The organism is Lysobacter sp. DMC104 (assembly GCF_056313665.1).
The window spans coordinates 356,543-379,411 of sequence record NZ_JBQUZW010000001.1; the positions used below are offsets into that span (position 1 = coordinate 356,543).

Below are 22,869 nucleotides of genomic sequence, written 5' to 3' on the forward strand. Positions count from 1 at the left end.
GGAAGCGCGGGCTCGGTGGAGGAATCCGTTATGCCGCGAGCGCGCTCTTCGCCTTTTCAGCCAGCGCGGTAAAGCCCTTCGCGTCGTGCACGGCGATGTCGGCCAGCACCTTGCGGTCGAGGGTGATACCGGCCTTGAGCAGGCCGTTGATGAAGCGGCTGTAGGTGATGCCGTTGCTGCGGGCGGCCGCGTTGATGCGGGCGATCCACAACGTACGGAAATTGCGCTTCTTCTGCTTGCGGCCGATGTAGGCGTACTGCAGCGCCTTCGTGACCGCCTGCTTGGCGACGCGGAAGACCTTGCGGCGGGCGTTGTAGTAGCCCTTGGCCTGCTTCAGGATTTTCTTGTGGCGACGACGCGCCATCACACCACGTTTGACTCGTGCCATGGTTCAGCCCTCCTCAGAGATACGGCAGCATGCGATCGAGACGGCCGGCGTCCTCGGCACGAACGTGGTTCGTCTGCCGCAGGTTGCGCTTCCGCTTGGTCGCTTTCTTGGTGAGGATGTGGCTCTTGTTGGCGTGGCCGCACTTGTACTTGCCGGAAGCGGTCTTCCGGAAGCGCTTGGCCGCCGCCCGATTGGTCTTGATCTTGGGCATTGGAAAGTCCTGGGGTCGTATCGAGTACTGGCGTGGGCGGTGGCCGAGGCCACGCTTTCCGTCCTGCCCTGCCGGTGGAAAGCCCTTGATCGGGAAAGGAATTCCGGATCAGGAGCGGGTCCTGGGGTATTTCGGGGTCTTGCTTCGGATGGTGCGTGCAACATCCCGGCGAACCGGGCCGGCCATTATGCCCGCCCGGGGATTGCCATGCAAATCAAACGGTTCCGGCCTCCCGCGGGCGAGGCGCGCGGACGGCCTCAGCGGGCGCGCGGCGCGGCGTCCGCCTCGCGGGCGGGCGCGATGTCGACCGGAGCCCGGCCCGCATCGGCCGCCTGTGGCGGGGCCAGCGCCTGCGCGCTGCTTTCGGACAGCGGCGTGCGCACGGCCTGGAGGACATCGACGTTCACCTGCCGGTGCGCAGGCGAGGCCGGATCGCCCTCGACCGCGAACGCGCGCCGACCACCGTCGCCGAACGCGACGTGGTCGACCTGCGACAGTCCGGCCTTGCGCGCCTCGGCCGCCAGGGCCCCGGCCAGCCGCTCGTTGGCGCCGGACACCTCGGTCGCCGGCAGGTGTTCCAGCGCCTGCCGGTACAGCGCGTGGCCGGGATGCTGCGGCTCGGCGAGCGTGGCCGCGCGCTCGGTGGTCGTGCGGTCGTAGTCCTTGCCGTAGACCTTTTCCTGCGCGGCGATCACCGCATCGATCATGTGCATGTCGATGCCGTGCTTCACCGACTTCACCGGGTTGAGCTTCTGCCAGAAGCTCTGCGGGTCGGGATCGGGCAATTCGATCTTGTGGCCGACCGCGTCCGGCATCAGGTGGTTGAGGATCGGCGTGCGCTCCTGCAACCCGGTCAGGATCTCGTGGTCGACCGCGTAGCGCCGGATCAGGCCCTTTTCCGCCTCGGCCTTGACCGCGTCGGCGTCGAGGCCGATGCGCTCGAGCGTGCGGTCGTGCACGCCGGCGGCGTTGTAGGTGACGGCCGGGATGTCCGCGGCGATGGAGGCCGCGGCGGCCAGACCGCCCCCCAGCGAGTGGCCGGTGATGACCACGTTCTCGCCGTAGGCCACCTTCGCCTGGCGGGCCAGCGCGATGGCCTGGTTGTACTGGGCGGTCTCGAAGCCGAGGCCCTGCCCGAAGTTGGTGGTCCAGTCCTTGGCCTCGTCGGTGCCGCTGTAGGCGAGGACGCGGTGGCCCTGGTCATCGCCGTAGATCACGGCGTAGAAGCCACTGCTGGTGTTGCGCAGCATCGCCGGATCGATGCCGGAGGCGCGCAGTTCGTCGGCGCCGAGCGGTTTCCAGCGGCCGACGCCGTCGGGATGGCCGTTGCCGTCGTAGTCGTAGACATCGCGCATCAAGCGCGCGAGGGTCAGGTCGATCGGCTGCGGCGCCGTACCTTCGACGTCGTCGGCGAAACTGCCGCCCGACGAGGCCGGCAGGGAGGCGGGATTCGCGTCGCGGCTGGCCATGGCGGGACGGGGGCCGGTCGGTCAGCGCGCGCCGCGTGCGGGAGCGGCCTGGTCCTGGCCCTGCTCGGGTGCCGCCTGCTGCGGCGCACCGGGCACCTGCTGCGGCTGTGCGGCGACCAGCGCCTGCGACTGGCGGCTGCTTTCGGCCATCGGCACCTGCTGCGCGGCCTGCAGATCGACCTGCACGTAGCGCTGGGTCTCGGGCTGGCTGCCCTGCACGGCGAAGATGCGATTGCCGTTGCTGACGACCTGGTCGGGCGAGATGCCGCTGCGCTGGGCTTCCAGCGTCAGCGCGCCGGCGACGTTCTGCGCTTCGCGCAGGCCCAGGCCGCGGGCCTCGAACTGCGGCTGCACCTGGTCGTAGATGCGCTGGTACTGGGCGTGCTGCGGATGGTCCGGGCTGGACATCAGCCCGGTGGCGCCGGCGCCGTGGCCGAAAGCCTGCTCCTGCGAGCGGATCACCACGTCCATGCCGTGGTTGTGGATGCTGTGCGGCACCGTCTTGAAGGGATTGATCTTCGAGAAGCCGCTGAGCGGTTCGGGGTCCGGCAGTTCCACCTTGTTACCGATGGCGTCGGGCATCAGGTAGCGGGTCGCGAGGTTGCGTTCCTGCAGGCCGGTGAGGATCTCGTGATCGACGGCGTAGCGGCGGATACCGCCGGCTTCGGCCTGCGCGCGCGCGGCGTCGGGATCGATGCCCACGCGCTCCAGCGTCTTGTCCTTCACGCCGGCGGCGTTGAAGGTGACGGCCGGCGTATCGGCGGTGATCGCACCGACCGCGGCGAGACCGCCGCCCAGCGAATGGCCGGTGATGACCAGTTCCTCGCCGAACGCGACCTTGGCCTGGCGCGACAGCGCGATGGCCTGATTGTACTGCGCGGTCTCGAAGCCGAGGCCCTGGCCGAGGTTGGTCGCCCAGTCCTTGCCCTGGTCGGTGCCGCGGAAGGCCAGCGCGTAGCGGCCCTGCCCGTCGGTGTAGATGTCGGCGTCGAAACCGCTGGAGGCGTTGTGGCGCAGCGCCGGATCGATGCCGACCTGCCGGAACTGGTCGTCGGTCAGCGGGCGCCAGCCCTGCACTTCACCGCGCTGGCGGTTGTCCGAACCGTAGACGTCCTGCGCCATGCGCGCCAGGGTCAGGTCGATGTCGCGCGGCGCCGGGCCGCGGACCTCGTCGGCGAACGACGGCCGGACGTGGACCTCGTGGGTCAGCGGGTCGACCGACTGGCGGGGACCGCCCTGGGACTGGCTATCGAGACGCTGGGGGTCGAACTGTGCATTCATCCTTGCCTCCTCCGCGGACCGGATCCGGCCGTGGATGCGGCCGACAGGGGTGGTGATGGATCAGGAAAGCGCGATCAGCGCGCGTCTTCGAGGGCGATGCCGTGCGCCTTCAGCCACGCCTCGACCGCTTCGCGATGGCGACGGGTCTCGGCATTCAGCAGGGCGGCGCGGGTCATGAACAGGTAGCGCTGGAAAGTGACGCCCTGCGCGTTGCGCGCCATCGGGTCGGCACCGGCTTCGAGCAGCTCCAGCGCGCGCGCGGGCTCGTTGATCTGGCCGGCGACGTGCAGCGGCGTGTTGCCCATGCGGTCGGGCATGTCCGGGTCGGCACCGGCGGCCAGCAGCGCGTGGAACTGCTCGGCGCGCTCGCCCATCAGCGCCGAGCGCAGCGGGCTGGCGCCGGTGGTGCCGTTGGCGACGTTCGGATTGATGCCGCGGGCCAGCAGCTCGGCCAGGTAGGCCGGATCGTTGGCCATCGCCGCGGTGTGGACGACGGTGTCGCCGTCCATGCCCGGCTGCAGCGGGTCGGCGCCGGCGTCGAGCAGCGCCTTGAGGCTGTCGAGACGCTTGTTGAGCAACGCCCACTGCAGGAACGTCACCTGCTTGTCGCCCCGGTAGGCCAGGTCGGCTCCGGGCGCCAGGGCGCGGATGCGGGCCTCGTCGCCATCGGCGATGGCGTCGGCCAGCTCGGTGGCGCGGGGATCGGGGAAGATCGCGTGGATATCCACCACGGAGGCGGCAGCGGTCGGCATGGGGGACTTCTCCCTGGCACAGGCGGAACCGGCCGTGGTCACGGCCAGAACGCAGACGACGAGGACGGTGGACAGGCGGAACCGGGACATGGCGCTCCTGCGCACGACCGACGGGACATCGGGCGCGGGAAGCCTCCCCGCCCGACCGTTGGCACGATGCTACCGGTCCGGCCTGCCGCGGAGCAAGCCGGACATGCCGGCAAATGCCGCGAACGTGCCCCCAGAATGCGACAAGGGCGCCCGGAGGCGCCCTTGCGTCACGCCGCGGAAGCGGCGGTCATTTCTTCTTCGGCGCGATCATCATGACCATCTGCCGGCCTTCCAGGCGCGGGCGCGATTCGATCACGATGTCTTCGCCGAGGTCGGCCTCGATGCGCTGCGCCATCTCGCGACCGAGCTCCATGTGGCTCATCTCGCGGCCGCGGAAGCGGATGTTGACCTTGATCTTGTCGCCCTCTTCCAGGAACTCGCGCATCTTGCGCAGCTTGATCTGGTAGTCGCCTTCGTCGGTGACCGGGCGGAACTTGACTTCCTTGATCTCGACGATCTTCTGCTTCTTCTTGGCGGCGGACGCCTTCTTCTGCAGTTCGAACTTGAACTTGCCGAAGTCCATGATCCGGCAGACCGGCGGATCCGCGTTCGGCTGGATCTCGACGAGGTCGAGGCCCTCCTCTTCGGCCTTGGCGAGCGCTTCGTCGCGCGACAGGACGCCGATCATCTCGCCGTCGCTGCCGATGACGCGCACGCGCGGCACGCGGATCTCGTGATTCTTGCGGTTCTGCTTTTCCTGGGGGGTGCTGATGGGGCTATCTCCGAATGGGAAAGGACCGGCCGGCAGGCACGCCGACCGGAACCCGGGTCACGCCGAGGCGGGATCCTGCGCGAGTCGTGCGACGAACTCGGCGACGGTCATGCTGCCAAGATCTTCCCCCGAACGCGACCGGACCGCCACAAGGCCGTTTTCCTTCTCGCGATCCCCGACCACGAGCAGGTACGGCACCCGCTGCAGCGTGTGCTCGCGAATCTTAAATCCGATTTTTTCGTTCCGCAAATCGGCCGCCACACGGAAACCTTGATTCATAAGGGATTTCCGCACGCCATCGACGTAGTCCGCCTGGGCATCCGTGATGTTCATCACGACCGCCTGGATCGGGGCAAGCCAGGCCGGCAGCTGGCCGGCGTGGTGTTCGATCAGGATGCCGATGAAGCGCTCCATCGAGCCGACGATGGCGCGGTGCAGCATGACCGGGTGGCGGCGCTGGCTGTGCTCGTCGATGTAGGTCGCCCCGAGGCGGCCCGGCATCATGAAATCGACCTGCATCGTGCCCAGCTGCCAGGTGCGGCCGATGGCGTCCTGCAGGTGGTACTCGATCTTCGGGCCGTAGAAGGCGCCCTCGCCCGGCAGTTCCTGCCATTCCACCCCGGCAGCGCGCAGTGCGGCGCGCAGGGCATCCTCGGCCTTGTCCCAGGTGGCGTCGTCGCCGAGGCGCGAGTCCGGGCGCAGCGCGATCTTGATCTGGATGTCGGTGAAGCCGAAGTGGCCATAGACCTGCAGCGCCTGCTCGTGGAAGGCGCGGACCTCGGCCTCGATCTGGTCCTCGGTGCAGAAGATGTGGCCGTCGTCCTGAGTGAAGCCGCGCACGCGCAGGATGCCGTGCAACGCGCCCGACGGCTCGTTGCGATGGCAGGCGCCGAACTCGCCGTAGCGGATCGGCAGGTCGCGGTAGCTGTGCAGCCCCTGGTTGAACACCTGCACGTGGCCCGGGCAGTTCATCGGCTTCAGCGCGTAGGTGCGCTTCTCCGACTCGGTGAAGAACATGTTGTCCTGGTAGTTGTCCCAGTGGCCTGACTTCTGCCACAGCGACACGTCGAGGATCTGCGGGCAGCGCACTTCCTGGTAGCCGCTGTCGCGGTAGACCTTGCGCATGAACTGCTCGACAACCTGCCAGATCGCCCAGCCCTTCGGGTGCCAGAAGATCAGGCCGGGGCCCTCTTCCTGCAGGTGGAACAGGTCCTGCGCCTTGGCGATGCGGCGGTGGTCGCGCTTCTCGGCTTCCTCCAACTGCGTGAGGTAGGCTTTGAGGTCCTTGTCGTTGAGCCACGCCGTGCCGTAGATGCGGCTGAGCATCTGGTTGTTCGAATCGCCGCGCCAGTATGCGCCGGCGACCTTCATCAGCTTGAACGCGCGCAGCTTGTCGGTGCCGGGCACGTGCGGGCCGCGGCAGAGGTCGGTGAACTCGCCCTGCGTGTAGAGCGAAAGGTCCTCGTTCGCCGGGATGCTCTCGATGATCTCGGCCTTGTAGGTCTCGCCGAGGCCCTTGAAGTAAGCGACCGCGTCGTCGCGCGACTTCACGCTGCGGCTGACCGGATGCGCTTCCTTCACGATCTTCTGCATCTCCGCCTCGATCGCCGGCAGGTCTTCCGGCGTGAACGGGCGCTCGTAGGCGAAGTCGTAGTAGAAGCCGTTGTCGATCACCGGGCCGATGGTGACCTGCGCGCTGGGGAACAGGCGCTGCACGGCCTGGGCCAGCAGGTGCGCGGTGGAGTGGCGCAGGATCTCCAGCGCCTCGGGCGACTTGTCGGTGACGATGGCCAGTTCGGCATCGCGATCGATGCGGAAGCTGGTGTCGACCAGCTGGCCGTCGACCTTGCCGGCCAAGGCGGCCTTGGCCAGGCCGGCGCCGATGGAAGCGGCGACCTCGGCGACGGAAACGGGATGTTCGAATTCGCGGCGGCTGCCGTCGGGGAGCGTGATGGCGATCATGGGGGCGGGCATCTGGAAGCGGCGGGTCCCGCGGGCGCTGGACCGGGGCGGGACGAAAGCGGGACGGACGAGGACGAGGACGAGGCGGGCGACACGCGCAAAAAAAGCGCCCCGGAGGCGCTGTCTCGGTGACGCGGGCCTCGGGTGGTCGGATCAGGGGCGGCGGGAAGTCCTCATGTCGCACGCTCGACGGCGGTTTCCCGGCGTCACCTTGTCTCGGAACGGACGAAGGCCGAAACCATAGGTCGGCCTCCGTTCAAAGTCAACGCGGACCGGACGCCCGGCGCCCGGCACGCCACCGGTCAACGCACTTCCGCAAGCGCGAGCACGCCGGCCTCGACGCGCCGCGGCTGGTAGGCCGGCGGCAGCAGCACGGCGGCCGCGATGTGGCCGTGGGCCACCCGGAAGCGGCCACGGATGCTCTGGTGGCCGATGGGCGCGGCACCGGGGACCAGCACGTAGGCGACGAATCCGTCGTTGCCCTCGAACAGGATCTCGACCTGGTGGAAGTCCAGGAACACCCGGGCAGTCGGGTAGATCGACTTGTACACCGCTTCCTTGATCGCGAAGACCAGACGGCCGCCGAGCGGACGCAGGTCCGACGGCAGTTCGTCCAGACGCTCGCGCTCGGCGGCGTTGGTGATCATCGGCAGCAGCCGCGGCTCCAGCGGCAGGGCGGGTTCCACGTCCAGGCCCAACCCGTCGTACGCATCGGCGGGTGCCACCGCGACCGCGCACAGGCTGTTGCAGTGGGTGATCGAACCGATGATGCCCTTCGGCCAGCACGGCACGCGGTCGGCATCGGGCAGCAGCGGCCCGGCGGGCACCCGGATCTCGCTCAGGACGGTACGGGCCAGCAGGCGGCCGGCGGCGAATTCGCGCCGGCGCTTGTCGACCGCACGGCCGATGAGGGCCTGCTCCTCCGGAGACAACGCCTCCGGGTCGGCCGCGGCAGGCGGCATTTCCGCCAGCCGCACGGGGAACGGGAGCAAGGGGCGAAACAGCGATGGTCCTTCCATGGGCCGCATGTCGAGAGTCCTTTCAGTGTCGCAAGATCCACCAGAGTCCGGTGCCGAAGGCGACCGTCACGCCTGCCGCGATGCCTCCCAGAATCCGGTTCTGGGCCCGCGCACGCGCCAAGGCTTCACCATACGGCATCGTAGTGTGGGACACCATCGTGTAGATCGGCAACCAGGTCCGGGGCATCAACCTGTTCAACAGCACGTCCAGGCGTTTGCGGGCGACGAACCAGGGCGAACCCACCTTCTGGCGCAGTTCGATGAAGTTGGCCTTCGACAGCTCCATCAGCACGTCGGTGTGGGGGCGGCGGGCCTGTTCGTAGGCGGAGAAGGCGGCGGCCCGATCGCCCGGACGGGTCTTCAGTGCCGACAGCAGGGCCGAGCAGTCCTCGAACGCCGAGTTCATGCCCTGCCCGTAGAACGGGTACACCGCATGGACGGCATCACCGACCAGCACCATCCAGTCCTCATAACGCCAAGGCGCGGTTTTTGTGGTCAACAGCGCGCCGACCGGCCGGCCCTGCCACTGTTCGACCAGCCCGGGCAGCATCGGCAGCAGGTCCGGGAAGTACTTGCGGAACAGTGCCTGGATCTCGTCCGGGGTCTGCGTGGTCTCGAAGCTGTCCGGCCCCTCGTGCGGCAGGAACAGGGTCAGCGTGTGCGAGCCGTCGCGGTTGGGATGGGAGACGAACAGGCCGTGCGAGCGCGGCCAGACATGCAGGGCCGTCTGGTCGATGACCGACTGGCCGTCCGGGCCGGCGGCCAGGCTGAGTTCCTTGTAGCCCCACTCCAGGTATTCCTGGTGGTAGTCGGCGCGCATCCCGCGCTGCATCTCCGGGCGGCAGCGCGAGAACGCACCGTCGGCGCAGATCACCCATTCCGGGCGCACGATGTCGGTGATGCCGTCATGCTCGATGTGCAGCTCGCGCTCGCCCTTGTCGATGCTGACCAGGCGATGCTCGAAGTGGAGCTTCACGTGCGGATGCGCTTCGGCGCGATCCAGCAGCAGCCGGATCAGTTCGCTGCGGTCGATCGAATACAGCACTTCGCCGCGGTTCTTGCCGTAGGGCTGGAAGCGGGTGCTGCCGTCCGGCGCATGGATCACGCGGCCGCGCATCACCACCGTCAGCGGCATGACCACGTCGATCAGGCCGACCTCGGTCAACGCCTGGATGCCGCGCTTGGACAGGCCGAGGTTGATCGAACGGCCGCCCTCCGCCCCCTCGACGCGCGGGTCGTCGCGGCGCTCGTAGACATCGACGCGGTGTCCGCGCTCGGCCAGCGCCAGCGCCAGGAGCGAACCGGCCAGCCCGCCGCCGACGATCGCGACGTGCGAAGCCGCCGCAGGAGTCTGCACCGCGCTCATCGTCCGGCCTCCGTGCGCAGTTCGAGTTCGGCCTGGACCAGCGCGTCCACCGCCTGGTCGAAGTAGTTGCGGCGGATGGTCGCGCCAAGGCGGCGCAGGTAGGAACGCAGGTAGGCGTTGCGCACCTGCGGCGTGTCCAGTTCGCGCTTGAGGAACGGCAGGTCCGATTCCACCATCTGCCGCATCACCAGCATCGGGGTCGGACTGCGCAGCGGACGGAAGTCCGGATTGCGCAGGCCGGGGGTGTCGTTGCGGGCGTGGAATTCGCCCAGCATCAGCCCGACGTCCACGAACGCCGGCTTCAGCCGCGCCTGCATGGCGTCGATCAACGGCGCGGCGGTCTCGTCCAGGCCGGTGAACACGGCCATGAAGACCTTGTTGATGGCCATCGGGCCTTCGCGCGGCTCGGTCTCGAGGAACAGCTGGCGACACTGCTCGATGACGTCGTGGATCCGCTGCGGATCGGGTTCGGCATCGGGGATCTCGATCAGCCAGATCGTGTCCAGTTCCAGCGCCATCGGCGTGAACGGACAGACCGGGCCGGCGCGACCGACGTCGGGATGGGGGCGCGCGAGGAAGCTCCGCACCCAGGCCACCGAGGCGGCCAGTGGCGAATCGGGCGCGCAGGCCGCTTCCACTTCGGAGGCGCGGCGCAGGACGAACCCCGCCCCGGCGTCGGCAGCGGGAACGGACTTGGCGGCGTGCGGGCACACGGGTTCCGGGCTGGCGGCCCGCAATGCCATGGTCTGATCACTAGCGTTCATTGGGTGTGTTCCTGTGTCTGTCCTGGAATGCCGGCGCCCGCGCGACCCGGGCCATGGCCCATCGCAGCGATCCCGCGCCTGCACGCGTCCCGCAACCACTTGTCCACCGTTCCGTCCTCATCCCTTCCTCCGCATCGACGCGGCCCTCCCGCGTCGTGCTGCGATGGGTCGCGCCCTCCCGGCGCGCCCGCCACCGCTCCATCGGCCGTTCAGGCCGCCGCCGACGACTCCGCGTCCGGCAATTCCTCTTCCACCCGCCTCACGGGACGCAAGGCGTAGCCGGCAGCGGCCAGCGCCGACATCGCCAGGCCCAGCACGATGAACAGCAGCCCCAGCCCGCGGCCGTCGCCGACGCCGATCACGCCCCCCACGCTGCCGGCCAGCGCACCGCCCGGCCGCATCGCGGGTTCGAACACGTACTGCGCCAGCGGTCCCGCCAGCAGGTAGCCCAGCGGCAGCGCGGCTTCGCTCGTCATGCGCACGATGGACATGCAGCGTCCCAGCAACTGCGACGGCACCTTCGTCTGCCACAAGGCGAAACTGGCGGACTGCGCCGGCGGGATGGTCAGGAACATCACGAACCCGGCCACCACCAGCAGCGTGAACGACGCCGCGAAGCCATGCGCGAACAGCGCCAAACCTCCCAGGAACGAAAAGCCGAGCAAACCGTTGACCTTGCGCTTCGGTCCGCCCCAGGCGGTGATCAGCACGCCGCCGAGGAGCAGGCCGCTGCAGGCCAGCGACATCTGCAAGCCGAGCAGGCTCTCGTCCTGGTGCGCCACACTGAGCACCAGCGGCGTGATCGCGACGCTGGCGATCGCGAACAGGAAGCTGTCCACCGTGCCGACCACGAGCAGGCCCAGCAGGCCCTTGCGCTCGGCGATGTAGCGCCAGCCATCGCGGGCCTCGCGCAGCAGGTCGGGCGCCTCGCCTTCGTCGCGCGCCGGACGCGGCACCCGCGCCAGCGCGATGCACACGGCACCGACGACGAAGCTGATCGCGTCCACGGCGAGCACGCCGCCGAGGCCGGTGAACTTCATCAGCACGCCGGCCAGTGCCGGGCCGCCGACCAGGGAGACGCCCTGCCCGGTCTGGATCAGCCCGTTCAGCCGCACCAGCTGGTCGCGGTCGGCCAGCAGCGGCACGCTCGCGGCATACGCCGGCTGGAGGAACGTGTTGGTGATCGCCGACAGGCCAACGCCGAGGTAGATCACGGGCAGCGACAGCGCATCCGTGGCCGCCAGCACGGCCAGCACACCGATCAGCAGCGCCGACGCCAGTTCGCAGGCCATCATCACCCGGCGCCGGTCCCAGCGGTCGACCAGCGCCCCGGCGACGGGCGACAGCAGCAGCGCCGGGATCGCCATCGCCACGAACACCATCGCGAAATGCAGGGTGGAGCCCGTCGTCTTGTAGACCCACACCCCCAGCGCGAAGCTGGTGAGCCGCGACCCCACGCCCGACACCAGCTGACCGAACCAGATCAGCAGGAAGTCGCGCAGGCCGGCGAACCGGCCGGCGGTGGCGGGCGCCGCGGACGCGCTCATGCATCCGCCCCGCGCGCGGGCAGCGCGCCGCAGACCTGCAGGAACGCCAGGTAGCGTTCGATCAGCGCGGCGTCCGTGACCGGACGGCGCTCGCCGAACGGCGCCAGCACCGCCTCGGCGGCGACGCACTCGAACTCGGGTTCGCGCGTCGCCTCGCCTTCGGGCAGCGCCTCGGGGAACAGGCCGGCGAACGGCGCCAGCGCATTGGGGGTGCCTGCCGCGACGGCCGCATGCAGCGCGCGCCGCCAGTCGGCGTACGGCACTTCCTCGATCGGACCGACCTGCCGGCGCATCGCCTCCAGCAGCGTGCGCATCGGCATGCGGTCCGGGTTGTAGTAGTGGTAATTGCCGTCGGCATCGCCACCGCCCAGCGCGACCCGCACGATCGCGCGGGCGACGTGGTCGACCGGGATCAGGTCGAAGCTCTGGTCGTCGGACTGCGGCGCCAGGCCCAGTTGCACGCAGCCGCGGATCCAGGTGTTGAAGTAGTCGTCCGGGTTGCTGGCGCCGTGCACCGCATCGCCGGTCACGCGCGCCGGCCGGTGGATCGCCACCGCCACGCCGCGCGCACGCGCCCGCAGGCCGAGTTGTTCCGCCACCCACTTGCTCTGGTTGTAGCCGCCCTGCTGCCCGGGGCCGTCCGGCGGCGCGTCGCGCTCGGTCACGCGGCCGCCCATGTGCTTGTCGGTGAGGTAGACGCCGAGCGTGGACACCAGCTGCACCGGCTTGAGAGGCCCGGTCGTCGCCAGCCGCAGCACGTCGCGGGTGCCGCCGACGTTGGCCGCTTCCATGCTGGCGTACGGCGCGAGGAAGTTGACCTGCCCGCCGTTGTGGACGATCGCGTCCACGCGCTCCGCAAGCGCGGCGAACGCCGCGTCGGACAGGCCCAGCCGCGGCGACGCCAAATCACCCGACAGCGGCACGATGCGCGCGTCGTCGCCGTCGCGCCACAGGCCGTAGCGTTCGAGGTTGCCGCGGATGCGACGCAGGCCATCGGCCGCCTCGGCCGCGCGCACGAGGCAGACGATCTCGGCGGTGCTCAGATCGATCAGGTCGCGCAGCAGGTAGGCGCCGAGGAAGCCGGTCGCGCCGGTCAGCAGCACCGAGGCCGGTGCATTGCGCGGCGCCCGCGGCGGCGCGGCGCGGGCGGCGTCGATCTCCTCCGGCAGCACGACCTGCGCTTCGATGTCGAAACGCTCGTCGATGCCGGCGCGCAGGCGGTCGATGGCCTCGGCCAGCCCGGCGATGGTCGGCGATGCGAACACGGTCGCCACCGGAACGTCCACGCCCAGCGCGGCATGCAGGCGCGACACCAGCGGCAGCGTCGACAGCGAGTCGCCGCCGGACGCGAAGAAATCGTCGTCGATGCCCAGTTGCTCGCGACCGAGGACGTCGCGCCACACGGCGAGCACGGCTTCTTCGGTCGGCGTGCGCGGCGCACGCAGGCTGCGTGCATCCGCGGCCTGCGCTTCCGGCGCGGGCAACGCGCGGCGATCGATCTTGCCGTTCGGCGTCAGCGGCATGGCGTCGAGGAACACGAAGGCCGAGGGCAGCATCGCCTCCGGCAAGCGGCGCGCGAGGCCGGCGCGCAGCGTCGCGGCATCGATGCCGGCGTCGGCGACGGCATAGGCGACGAGACGACGATCGCCCGGGCGATCCTCGCGCAGCAGCACGATCGCGGCCTGCACGCCCGGCTGCGCGGCGAGCGCGGCCTCGATCTCGCCCAGTTCGATGCGGAAGCCGCGCAGCTTGATCTGGTGGTCGCGGCGGCCGACGAAGTGCAGCGTGCCGTCGGCGTTCCAGCGCACGAGGTCGCCGGTGCGGTACATGCGCGGAGGCGTCGCGCCGGCAGGCGTCGCCGCGACGAAGGGATCATCGAGGAAGCGCTCGGCGGTCAGCGCGTCCGCGCCGCGGTAGCCGCGGGCCACGCCGAGGCCGCCGATGAACAATTCGCCGACCACGCCGCGCGGCACCGGCTGCAGGTGGCGATCGAGCACGTAGACGTGCACGCCCGGCAACGGCCGGCCGATCGGCAGGTCCAGCGTGGCGATCTCGTGCGCATCCGTCGTGGACAGCAGCGTGGCGCAGACCGACGCCTCGGTCGGCCCGTAGTGGTTGCACAGGGTCACGCGGCCGCCGGTGATCGCGGCGAACTTGCGCACCTGTTCCACCGGCACGCTTTCGCCGCCGATCATCATCAGGTCGAGCGACGGCAGCAGCGGCGCGGCGGCGTTGCGCAGCGCCCAGCCCTCGCTCCAGCGCCGCCACAGCGCGGCGGGCGCGTCGATCGCGGTCACGCCGAGCTCGGCGCAGAGTCGCTCCAGCTCGAACGGGCCGAGCTCGGTCGGCGCCGGATGCAGCACCAGCGCCGAACCGCAGGCCAGCGCCGGGAACACGTCGCCCACCGAGGCATCGAAGATCAGCGGCGGAATGACCAGCAGGCGCTGTCCCTCGAAGCGATGTCGCGCGAGGAAGCCCTGCACCAGGTTCACCGCGCCGCGATGCGGCACTTCCACGCCCTTCGGCGTGCCGGTGGAACCGGAGGTGTAGACCAGGTATGCGAGGTCGTCCGCACCGGCCTCGCCCGCGGGCAGCGCGTCGGCATCGGCATCGACGGCCAGGCGTGGCAGGTCGCCGGCCACCGCCGCGGCGCGTTCGAGCAGCGTCGGCGGCGCCACCAGCGCACGCGCGCCGGCATCGTCCAGCAGCAGGCGCAGGCGCTCGTCGGGATGCCCGGGATCCAGCGGCAGGTAAGCCGCGTCGGCAGCGAGGATGCCCAGCAGCGCGATCACCGCCTCGGCCGAACGATCCGCCAGCAACGCGACGCGATCGCCGCGCGCCACGCCCAGCGCACGCAGCGCCTGCGCGAGCCCGGCCGCGCGGCGCGCGACCTCGGCGTAGGTCCAGGTGCGGCCGGGCACCACCAGCGCGGCCGCATCGGGCGTGCGGGCGGCTTGCCGGGCGAACAGCCCGTGCAGGGTGTCGGCCTCGCCCGCGATCGCCGGGCCGCCGTCACCCAGCGCAAGCAACTGCGCGCGCTCGTCGGCACCGAGGATCGGCAACCGCGACAGCGGCAGGTCGGGATCGGCGATCGCGGCGCGCAGCAGCAGGTCGTACTGGTCGGCGAAGCGCTTCATCGTCGCTGCGTCGAACAGCGCAGTGGCGTAGTCGAGCAGCGCGAAGTAGCCGGCGGGTTCGTCGGTGACCGACAGCGTGATCTCGAAGCGCGCGGTGTCGGTGTCGGGCTCGAGGTTGGTCGAACGCGCGTCGCCGAGGCACATCGGCTCGCCGCCGCTCTTCTGCAGCACGAACATCGTCTGGAACAGCGGCGTGCGGCCGGGCGCGCGCTCCGGCGCGACCCGGTCGATCACCTTTTCCAGCGGGACCTCGGCGTTCTCCAGCGCACGCAGCACGTTCGCCTTCGTCTGCGCCAGCGCTTCGCGGAACGACGGGTCGTCGCCGAACTGCGCGCGCAGCGCCACGGTGTTCACGAACAACCCGATCGCGGCGTCGCAGCCCGGCAGGTTGCGATTGGTGACCGGCGAACCGACGACGATGTCGCCATCGCCCGACCAGCGCGCCAGCAGGGCCTGGAACGCACACAGCAGCACCGCGAACGGCGTCGCGCGCTCGGTGCGGGTCAGCGCCAGCACACCGGCATGGACATCGGCGGGCAGCGTCCAGGCGTGTCGCGCGCCGGCCGCCGAGAGCCGGTTCGTGCGCGGCCGGTCGGTGGGCAGGTCGAGCACGCCGGTCACGCCCGCCAGTGCCTCGGCGCACGCGGCCAGTTGCGCGTCGATCCGCTGCGCCTGCGCCGGCGAGGCCTGCCACAGCACCAGGTCGGCGAACCGCGGCGCGGGCGGCAGGTCGTCCGGCACGCGGCCGGCGACGAAGGCGTCGTAGTGCGCGACGAGATCCAGCTGGACCACGCCCAGCGACCACGCGTCGGTGACGATGTGGTGCGCGACGATCAGCAGCGCATGCGATTGCTGCGCCAGGCGCAGCAGCGTGAAGCGGATCAGCGGCGGCCGGGCGAGATCGAACGGCCGCGCGCCCTCCTCGGCCATGCACCGGGCGAATTCGGCCTCGCGGGCCTCCGCAGGCAGCATCGACAGGTCGATCGTGCGCAGCGGCGCGACGGCGTCCTCGCAGACGGTCTGCGCCGGTTCGCCACCGGTTTCCGAAAACGCCATGCGCAGCGCGTCGTGGCGCGCGATCACCGCCGCGCAAGCGCGCGCGAGCGCGGCCTCGTCGATCGGCCCCTCGACGCGATGGTTGTGGTGGATGTGGTAGGTCGGCGTGCCCGGTTGCAGGCGCTCGAACACCCACATCTGGCGCTGCGCCGGGGTCAGCGGGAGGCGTTGACCGGGCTGCGCGTGCGGCAGCTCGACCGCGGCCGGCGCATCGCCTGCCGCACGGCTCGCGAGCTTGCGCAGCAGCAATTCGCGCTGCTGCGGCGACAGCCTGGCCAGCCGCGCATCCAGCGATGCGGCACCGGCGGGGGTCGAATCGTTCGGGGCGCTCATGCGCGGTCCTCGCTCCTTCGTCGGGCCGTCATCCGGCGAGCAACGCCTGGATGTCGTCGTCGGACAGGCCTTCCAGCTCGCCGAGCATGCCGGCCAGGTCGTCCGCACCGAGGCTGTCGAGGCGCTGGCGCAGCAGCAGCTCGGCGAAGCGGGCCACGGTCGGCGCCTCGAACACCATCCGCAGCCTGATGTCCGGGCCCAGCGCGGCCTGCATGCGCGTCACCAGCTGCGTGGCGAGCAGCGAATGGCCGCCGAGGTCGAAGAAGTCGTCGTGGATGCCGATCTGCGGCCGGCCGAGGATCTCGGCCCACAGCACGACCAGCGTTTCCTCCTCGGGGTTGCGCGGCGCGGCGTACTCGCCGGCACCGAAGGCGTCGGCTTCCGGCGCGGGCAGCGCGCGGCGGTCGATCTTGCCGTTCGGCGTGAGCGGCAGGCGTTCCAGGCTGACGAACGCCGACGGCAGCATGTAGTCCGGCAGGCGTTCGCGCAGGCGGTTGCGCACCGCGGACACGTCGATCGCGCCCGCGGCGGGCACCACGTACGCGACCAGGCGCTTGTCGCCCGGGCGATCCTCGCGGCAGATCACCACGGCCTGCGCGATCTCCTCGCCCTGCAACAGCACCGCTTCGATCTCGCCCAGTTCGATGCGGAACCCGCGCAGCTTCACCTGGTGGTCGATGCGGCCCAGCGCTTCGAGGTGGCCGTCGCGACGCCAGCGCGCAAGATCGCCGGTGCGGTAAAGCCGACCGCCCGCGCGCGGCCCGAACGGATCGTCGATGAATTTCTCGGCGGTGAGTTCGGGTCGATCGAGGTAGTCGAGCGCGACGCCGAGGCCACCGATCAGCAGTTCGCCCGGCAGGCCCGCCGGCACCGGCTGCAGCGTCTTGTCGACGACGTAGACCTCGGTGTTGGCGATGGGATGACCGATCGCGACCGGGCCATCGCCCTCAGTCACGCGCTCCAGCGTCGACCAGACCGTGGTTTCGGTCGGGCCGTAGACGTTCCACAGCTCGGCACCGCAGGCCAGCAGACGATCCGCGAGTTCGCGCGGCAGCGCTTCGCCGCCGCAGAGCATGCGCAGGCCCGGTCGGCCGCGCCAGCCCGATTCGAGCAGCATGCGCCAGGTCGCGGGGGTGGCCTGCAGCGTCGTGACCTGCGCGGCGTCGAGCAGCGCGGCCAGCGCGGGGCCGTCGGCGGCGGTGGCACGATCGGCCAGCACCACGCGCGCGCCCACGGTCAGCGGCAGCATCAGTTCGAGCAGCGCGATGTCGAACGACAGCGTCGTGATCGCGCACAGGCGATCGTCCGCGCCGAGTCCGGGTTCGCGCGCCATCGAGGCCAGGAAGTTCACCGCCGCGCGATGCGGGATGCGCACGCCCTTCGGACGACCGGTCGAACCGGAGGTGAAGATCACGTAGGCCGCGTCGTCCGCGCCCGCATCGCCATCGGCGGCAGCCACCTCGTCGGTGGCCTCGAGCACGTCTTCGAGCACGAGCGCGACGTGCGCACCGGCCGGCAATTGCGCGGCGATCGCGCGCTCGGTCAGCACCACCGGTGCAGCGGCGTCTTCCAGCATGTAGCCGATGCGTTCGGTCGGGAAACCCGGGTCCAGCGGCACGTAGGCCGCGCCCGACTTCAGCACGCCCAGCAGCGCGGCCAGCATCTTCGGCGTGCGCTCCAGGTACAGGCCGACCATGCGGCCCGGCCCGCAGCCGTGCGCGCGCAGGCGCGCGGCGATGCGGCTGGCCTGCGTGTCGAGTTCGGCGTAGGTCAGCGTGATATCGCCCTGCTCCACCGCAACGGCCTGCGGCGTGCGCGCGGCCTGCGCCTCGAACAGCGCATGCAGCGTCTTCGCTTCCGGAAGCGGCGCCGCGGTGGCGTTCCACTCGACGAGCAACCGCCGCCGTTCGGCCGGCGGCAGGATGTCGAGCGCGCGCACGCGCGTGTCCGGCGCGGCGAGCACCGAGCGCAGCAGCTGTTCGAGATGGTCGGCGAAGGCCTCGACATAGGCGCGATCGAACAGGTCGGTCGCGTACTCGATCAGCATGATCAGGCCGGCCTCGTCGTCCTCGGCGGCGAAGATCGACAGGTCGGCGCGCGCCGTGCCCGAATGCCCGTCGGCCATGTCCACCGGCACCAGCTTCAGGCCGGGCAGGTCGATCTCGGTGGCCGGGAAGTTCTGGTAGAACAGCATCGTCTGGAACAGCGGCGCATGGCTGAGGTCGCGCTCGATGTTCAACGTCTCGATCAGCCGCTCGATCGGCAGATCCTGATTGGCATAGCTGTCCAGCGTCGCCGTCTTCACCTGCGCCAGCAGCTCACGGAAGGTCGGATCGCCCGACAGGTCCGTGCGCAGCGGCAGCGTGTTGATGAAGAAGCCGACCAGCGATTCGAGTTCGCGCCGGGTGCGGTTGGCGTTGCCCACGCCGACCACGATGTCGTCCTGCCCCGAATACCGCGCCAGCAGCGTCTGGTACGCGGCGAGGAAGGTCATGAACGGCGTCACGCCCTCCTGGCGACTGAAGCGCTTCACCGCGTCGTAGAGATCGGGCGGCAGTGCGCGGTTGAGCATCGCGCCGCGATAGCTCTGCGCCGGCGGACGCGGGCGGTCGCCCGGCAGTTCCAGCACGGTCGGACGCTGCTCGAACCGCGATTTCCAGTAGTCGAGCTGGCGCGCCATCTCGCTGCTGCCCAGCTCGTCGCGCTGCCACAGCGTGTAGTCGACGTACTGGATCGGCAGCTCCGGCAACGGCGAAGCCTCGCCGGCGAGGAACGCGCGATACAGCCGCGTGAGTTCACCGAAGACGACGCCCAGCGACCAGCCATCGACCGCGATGTGGTGCGCGCTGAGTGCCATCAGGTGATCGTGCTCGCCGATCTTCGCCAGCGTCGCGCGCAGCACCGGGCCGGCGACGAGATCGAACGAAGCGCGGGCATCGGCCCGTGCGAGCGCGATCGCCGCGTCGGTGCACGCGGCTTCGTCACCGCGATCGGACACGTCCAGCCGCGCCATCGGCACCGGCGATGGCGGCAGGATGCGCTGGAACGGCCCTTCGGCATCGCGCGGGAACACCGTGCGCAGGCTTTCGTGCCGCTCGGCGATGGTGTCGAGGCAGCGCTGCAGCACGTCGAGGTCGAGCGGGCCGTAGAAGCGCATCAGCGACGTGACGTTGTAGACGCTGTTGCCCGGATCGAACTGATCCAGGATCCACAGTCGCTCCTGCGCCGACGACAGCGGCAGGCGCGCCGGGCGCGGGCGTCGCCCGATCTCGGACTTGGGCACGGCGGTTTCCGCCGCACGCTTCGCCAGCTGCTGCATCAGTTGCGCACGCTTCTCCGGCGAAAGATTCGCCAGACGTCGCTCGAGTTCGCTCATTTACGCCACTCCGGTCACACCCGCGCCCGAAAGGCGATCCAGCAATTCGGCTTCGCTCAGATTGTCGATATCGTCCAGGAGACCGGCCAGGGCCGCGCGGTCGGCGGCCTCGCACTCGCTCGCCACGCGCGCCGCCAACTGCTCCAGCGTCGGCGCTTCGAACAGCGCACGCAGCGGCAGTTCGATGCCGTAGTCGTACTCGATGCGCGCCAGCATCTGCGTCGCCAGCAGCGAATGGCCGCCGAGGTCGAAGAAGTCGGCGCGCACGTCCACGCGCGGCAGGTGCAGCAGTTCGGTCCACAGCGCGGCGAGCGCCTGCTCGTCCTCGGTGCGCGGCGCGATGAAATCGTCGTCGTTGCCCGACGCGGCTTCCGGCGCCGGCAGTGCACGGCGGTCGACCTTGCCGTTCGGCGTCAGCGGGAACGCATCCAGCGCGACGAACGCCGACGGGATCATGTACTCCGGCAGCGCGCGCTTGAGTTCCGCGCGCAGGTCCGCCGGATCGGGCCGTTCGCCGGTGCAGGTGTAGTACGCGACCAGGCGGGGATCACCGGGGCGATCCTCGCGGCAGTGCACGACCACCTGGTCCAGCGCCGGCAGTTCGGCCAGCACCGATTCGATCTCGCCCAGTTCGATACGGAACCCGCGCAGCTTGATCTGGTGATCGATGCGACCGACCACCTGCACCGTGCCGTCGGCGCGCCAGAACGCGAGGTCGCCGGTGCGGTACAGGCGCGCGTCCGGTGCCGCGGAGAACGGATCGGAGATGAACTTCTCGGCGGTCAGGTCGGGACGCCCGCGATAGCCCGCGGCCAGGCCGGCGCCACCGATCAGCAGCTCGCCCGGCACGCCGACCGGCAACGGCTGCATGTGGCGGTCGACGATGTGGAGGGTCGTGTTGTCGACCGGCTTGCCGACGATGATCGGCCCGGTGCCCGGCTCGACCCGGCACAGTGCCGAGTAGACCGTGGTTTCGGTGGGACCGTAGAGGTTCCACAGCTCGCGACCCATCGGCAGCAGGCGATCGGCCAGCTCGCGCGGCAGCGCCTCGCCGGTGGAGATGATGCGCATGGTCGGTTTGCCCGGCCAGCCCACGTCCAGCAGCATGCGCCAGGTCGCCGGCGTGGCCTGCATCAGCGTCAGCGGCTCGGCTTCGATCAGGCGGCGCAGGCGCAGGCCGTCGCGCACGGTATCGCGATCGACCAGCAGGATGCAGGCACCGACCGTCAACGGGATCACCAGTTCGGTCAGCGCAATGTCGAACGACAGCGTGCTGATCGCGCAGATCGTGTCACCCGCGGCGATGCCGGGTTCGCGCGCGATCGAACGGATCAGGTTCACCGCCGCGCGCTGCTGGATCTCGACGCCTTTCGGCTTGCCGGTCGAACCGGAGGTGAAGATCACGTAGGCCGGATCGTGCGGCCCGACGCCGTTGCCGCGCATCGCGTCGCCGTCGGCGAGCGCTGCGTCGGCATCGACGACGACCACCGACGGCACCGGCGCGGGCAACTGGTCGCGCAGCGACGCCTGGGTGACGATGATGGTCGACTGCGAGGTCTCGACCATGTAGCCGAGGCGATCGCGCGGGAAGCCCGGGTCCAGCGGCACGTAGGCGGCACCCGCCTTCACGATGCCCACCAGGCCGATCAGCATTTCCAGCGTGCGCTCGACGTAGAGGCCGACCAGCACGCCAGGGCCGGCACCGGCACCGCGCACCGCGCGCGCCACGGCATCCGCGCGGCGGTCGAGTTCGGCGTAGGTCATCGCACGCGTGCCGAAGCGGACGGCGACGGCATCGGGCGTGGCCGCCGCCTGCGCGGCGAACAGCGCGGCGATGGTCGGATCGGCAGGCAGCTCACGATCGGTGGCGTTCCAGCGATCGATCGCCTCGCGCTCCTCGACCGTCAGCAGCGGCAGCCGCGCGATCGGCGTCTGCGGTGCATCGGCCACGGCCGCGAGCAGCGTGACCAGATGCCCTCCCATGCGCCGGATCGTCGCCTCGTCGTAGAGGTCCGCGCTGTATTCGAAGATCAGCTCGCCTTCGCGATGCTGGTTCACGAACAACTGGAGGTCGGTCTGCGCGGTGTCCGGCGCGACGTCCTGCAGCTTCGCGTCCTCGACGCGCAGGCCCGACAGCGATTCGCCGCGCGCCGGATAACTCTGGAAGAAATACGTCGCCTGCGCGTACGGCGTGTAGCCGACCGAACGCGGCAGCCGCTGTTCCTCGAGGATGCGCTCGAACGGCGCATCCGCATGCTCCATCGCGCGGAGCACGCCGGCGTGGGTGCGTTCGAGGTATTCGGCGAAGGTCGGCGTGCCGGACAGGTCAGCGCGCAGGGGCAGCAGGTTGATGAAGAAACCGATCACCGCCTCCAGTTCCAGACGCGGGCGACCGGCGATGCCCATCGCCATGACCAGGTCTTCCTGGCCGCTGTAGCGCGAGAGCACGATCTGGTACGCGGCCAGCACGACGCTGGAAACGGTGGCACGGCATTCGCGCGCAAGCGTTTGCAGTCGTGCGTACACGCCCGGCGGGATGTCGGTCGACCAGGCACCGCCGCGATAGCTGCGCGTCGCCGGACGCGGCCGGTCGGTCGGCAGGTCGAGCGTCGACGGAGCGCCGGCGAGCTGCATTTTCCAGAAGTCGAGCTGCGAGCGCATGCGCTCGCCGGCGAAGTGTTCCTGCTGCCACAGCGCGATGTCCGCGATCTGCAGTTCGGGCGCGGGCGCATCGAGCGCACGACCTTCCCGCAAACGATTGTAGGCATCGAAGTACTCGCGCATCAGCGTGCTCACCGACCAGCCGTCGATCGCGATGTGATGGAAGGTGACCAGCAGCAGGTGCAGATCCGGTTCCACCGCCACCAGCAGCACGCGCAGCACCGGACCGTTCTCGAGGTCGAACGGCCGGCTCGCATCCTCGCGTGCGAGACGCGTGGCATCGGCACGACGCGCATCGGCATCACCACCCTCGGCGCGCACCTCGCGCCATGGCAGGTCGAGCTGCGGCAGGATGCGCTGGAACGGCTCGCCGCCGATCGCGGGAAACGACGTGCGCAGGCCTTCGTGGCGATCGACCAGCGATTGCAGCGCGCGACGCAAATCCACTGGATTTGCAGCCCCGTGGAGCCACATGCCCCATGCGGAGTTGTAGGCGACCTGGCCCGGATCGAGGCGATCCTGCAGCCAGAGCCGGCGCTGGCCGAACGTCAGCGGAATCCGTTCCGGACGCGGGCGTGGACGGATGCGAGTGCGGGACGTGCGCTCACGCATCGAAGCCTGCCGCAACTGCTCTCGTTGTTCCGGTGAGAGCCGGGCCAGGCGTTGTTCGAGCTCATTCATTCTGCTGGACTTCCGTGCGATGTACGCGGGAGAGAACGCCGCGCCTCGGGACGATGCGCATGAA

The 22,869-nt window shown here is 70.1% G+C and carries 14 protein-coding genes; all 14 read right to left on the bottom strand.

From position 1 onward, the window contains the following. Window positions 1-28 precede the first annotated feature (28 nt). The 14 genes from rplT to ACT53R_RS01775 all read right to left on the bottom strand — a co-directional run bounded on the left by rplT (window position 29) and on the right by ACT53R_RS01775 (window position 22,805). Window positions 29-388 carry a 50S ribosomal protein L20 gene (gene rplT, locus ACT53R_RS01710; protein WP_476170100.1) on the bottom strand — a complete coding sequence of 120 codons (360 nt, stop codon included), beginning with the start codon at window positions 386-388 and terminating at the stop codon, window positions 29-31. Window positions 389-401: 13 nt separating this feature from the next. Next, complete coding sequence (gene rpmI / locus ACT53R_RS01715; RefSeq protein ID WP_027083463.1) at window positions 402-599, bottom strand: 50S ribosomal protein L35; 198 nt, start codon at window positions 597-599, stop codon at window positions 402-404. Window positions 600-856: 257 nt separating this feature from the next. Beyond that, window positions 857-2,068, bottom strand: a complete 1,212-nt coding sequence (locus tag ACT53R_RS01720) for a Tle-like phospholipase domain-containing protein (protein WP_476170101.1) — start codon at window positions 2,066-2,068, stop codon at window positions 857-859. A gap of 21 nt (window positions 2,069-2,089) precedes the next feature. Next, entirely contained in the window at window positions 2,090-3,349 is a 1,260-nt protein-coding gene (locus ACT53R_RS01725; protein WP_476170102.1) for a Tle-like phospholipase domain-containing protein, read from the bottom strand. A 74-nt stretch (window positions 3,350-3,423) separates the two neighbouring features. Further along, entirely contained in the window at window positions 3,424-4,101 is a 678-nt protein-coding gene (locus tag ACT53R_RS01730; protein ID WP_476170103.1) for an ankyrin repeat domain-containing protein, read from the bottom strand. A 277-nt stretch (window positions 4,102-4,378) separates the two neighbouring features. After that, on the bottom strand, window positions 4,379-4,903 hold the full coding sequence (gene infC, locus ACT53R_RS01735; protein ID WP_476170313.1) for a translation initiation factor IF-3: 525 nt from the start codon (window positions 4,901-4,903) through the stop codon (window positions 4,379-4,381). Between the two features lie 57 nt (window positions 4,904-4,960). Then, entirely contained in the window at window positions 4,961-6,865 is a 1,905-nt protein-coding gene (thrS, locus tag ACT53R_RS01740) for a threonine--tRNA ligase (RefSeq protein WP_476170104.1), read from the bottom strand. Between the two features lie 302 nt (window positions 6,866-7,167). Further along, entirely contained in the window at window positions 7,168-7,857 is a 690-nt protein-coding gene (locus ACT53R_RS01745) for a 4'-phosphopantetheinyl transferase family protein (protein WP_476170105.1), read from the bottom strand. 49 nt (window positions 7,858-7,906) lie between these two features. Then, complete coding sequence (locus ACT53R_RS01750; protein WP_476170106.1) at window positions 7,907-9,250, bottom strand: FAD-dependent oxidoreductase; 1,344 nt, start codon at window positions 9,248-9,250, stop codon at window positions 7,907-7,909. After that, window positions 9,247-10,014: a DUF6875 domain-containing protein gene (locus ACT53R_RS01755; RefSeq protein ID WP_476170107.1), complete on the bottom strand. Its 768-nt coding sequence runs from the start codon at window positions 10,012-10,014 to the stop codon at window positions 9,247-9,249. Before ACT53R_RS01755 ends, ACT53R_RS01750 begins: the two co-directional genes overlap by 4 nt. Before the next feature lie 209 nt (window positions 10,015-10,223). Beyond that, a complete protein-coding gene (locus ACT53R_RS01760; RefSeq protein WP_476170108.1) occupies window positions 10,224-11,561 on the bottom strand; it encodes an MFS transporter in 1,338 nt (445 codons plus the stop codon). Then, window positions 11,558-16,087 carry a non-ribosomal peptide synthetase family protein gene (locus ACT53R_RS01765; protein ID WP_476170109.1) on the bottom strand — a complete coding sequence of 1,510 codons (4,530 nt, stop codon included), beginning with the start codon at window positions 16,085-16,087 and terminating at the stop codon, window positions 11,558-11,560. Before ACT53R_RS01765 ends, ACT53R_RS01760 begins: the two co-directional genes overlap by 4 nt. Before the next feature lie 28 nt (window positions 16,088-16,115). Further along, the gene (locus tag ACT53R_RS01770; RefSeq protein WP_476170110.1) at window positions 16,116-19,463 is read right to left on the bottom strand and encodes a non-ribosomal peptide synthetase; all 3,348 of its coding nucleotides are present in this window, start codon (window positions 19,461-19,463) and stop codon (window positions 16,116-16,118) included. Next, window positions 19,464-22,805: a non-ribosomal peptide synthetase gene (locus ACT53R_RS01775; RefSeq protein ID WP_476170111.1), complete on the bottom strand. Its 3,342-nt coding sequence runs from the start codon at window positions 22,803-22,805 to the stop codon at window positions 19,464-19,466. It lies immediately after the preceding gene. Window positions 22,806-22,869: the final 64 nt, after the last annotated feature.

Excerpts from the sequence above, each read along its gene's own strand:
- rplT (WP_476170100.1), bottom strand. The coding sequence starts at position 388 with ATGGCACGAGTCAAACGTGGTGTGATGGCGCGTCGTCGCCACAAGAAA.
- rpmI (WP_027083463.1), bottom strand. The coding sequence starts at position 599 with ATGCCCAAGATCAAGACCAATCGGGCGGCGGCCAAGCGCTTCCGGAAG.
- ACT53R_RS01720 (WP_476170101.1), bottom strand. The coding sequence starts at position 2,068 with ATGGCCAGCCGCGACGCGAATCCCGCCTCCCTGCCGGCCTCGTCGGGC.
- ACT53R_RS01725 (WP_476170102.1), bottom strand. The coding sequence starts at position 3,349 with ATGAATGCACAGTTCGACCCCCAGCGTCTCGATAGCCAGTCCCAGGGC.
- ACT53R_RS01730 (WP_476170103.1), bottom strand. The coding sequence starts at position 4,101 with ATGCCGACCGCTGCCGCCTCCGTGGTGGATATCCACGCGATCTTCCCC.
- thrS (WP_476170104.1), bottom strand. The coding sequence starts at position 6,865 with ATGATCGCCATCACGCTCCCCGACGGCAGCCGCCGCGAATTCGAACAT.
- ACT53R_RS01750 (WP_476170106.1), bottom strand. The coding sequence starts at position 9,250 with ATGAGCGCGGTGCAGACTCCTGCGGCGGCTTCGCACGTCGCGATCGTC.
- ACT53R_RS01755 (WP_476170107.1), bottom strand. The coding sequence starts at position 10,014 with ATGAACGCTAGTGATCAGACCATGGCATTGCGGGCCGCCAGCCCGGAA.
- ACT53R_RS01760 (WP_476170108.1), bottom strand. The coding sequence starts at position 11,561 with ATGAGCGCGTCCGCGGCGCCCGCCACCGCCGGCCGGTTCGCCGGCCTG.
- ACT53R_RS01765 (WP_476170109.1), bottom strand. The coding sequence starts at position 16,087 with ATGAGCGCCCCGAACGATTCGACCCCCGCCGGTGCCGCATCGCTGGAT.
- ACT53R_RS01770 (WP_476170110.1), bottom strand. The coding sequence starts at position 19,463 with ATGAGCGAACTCGAGCGACGTCTGGCGAATCTTTCGCCGGAGAAGCGT.
- ACT53R_RS01775 (WP_476170111.1), bottom strand. The coding sequence starts at position 22,805 with ATGAATGAGCTCGAACAACGCCTGGCCCGGCTCTCACCGGAACAACGA.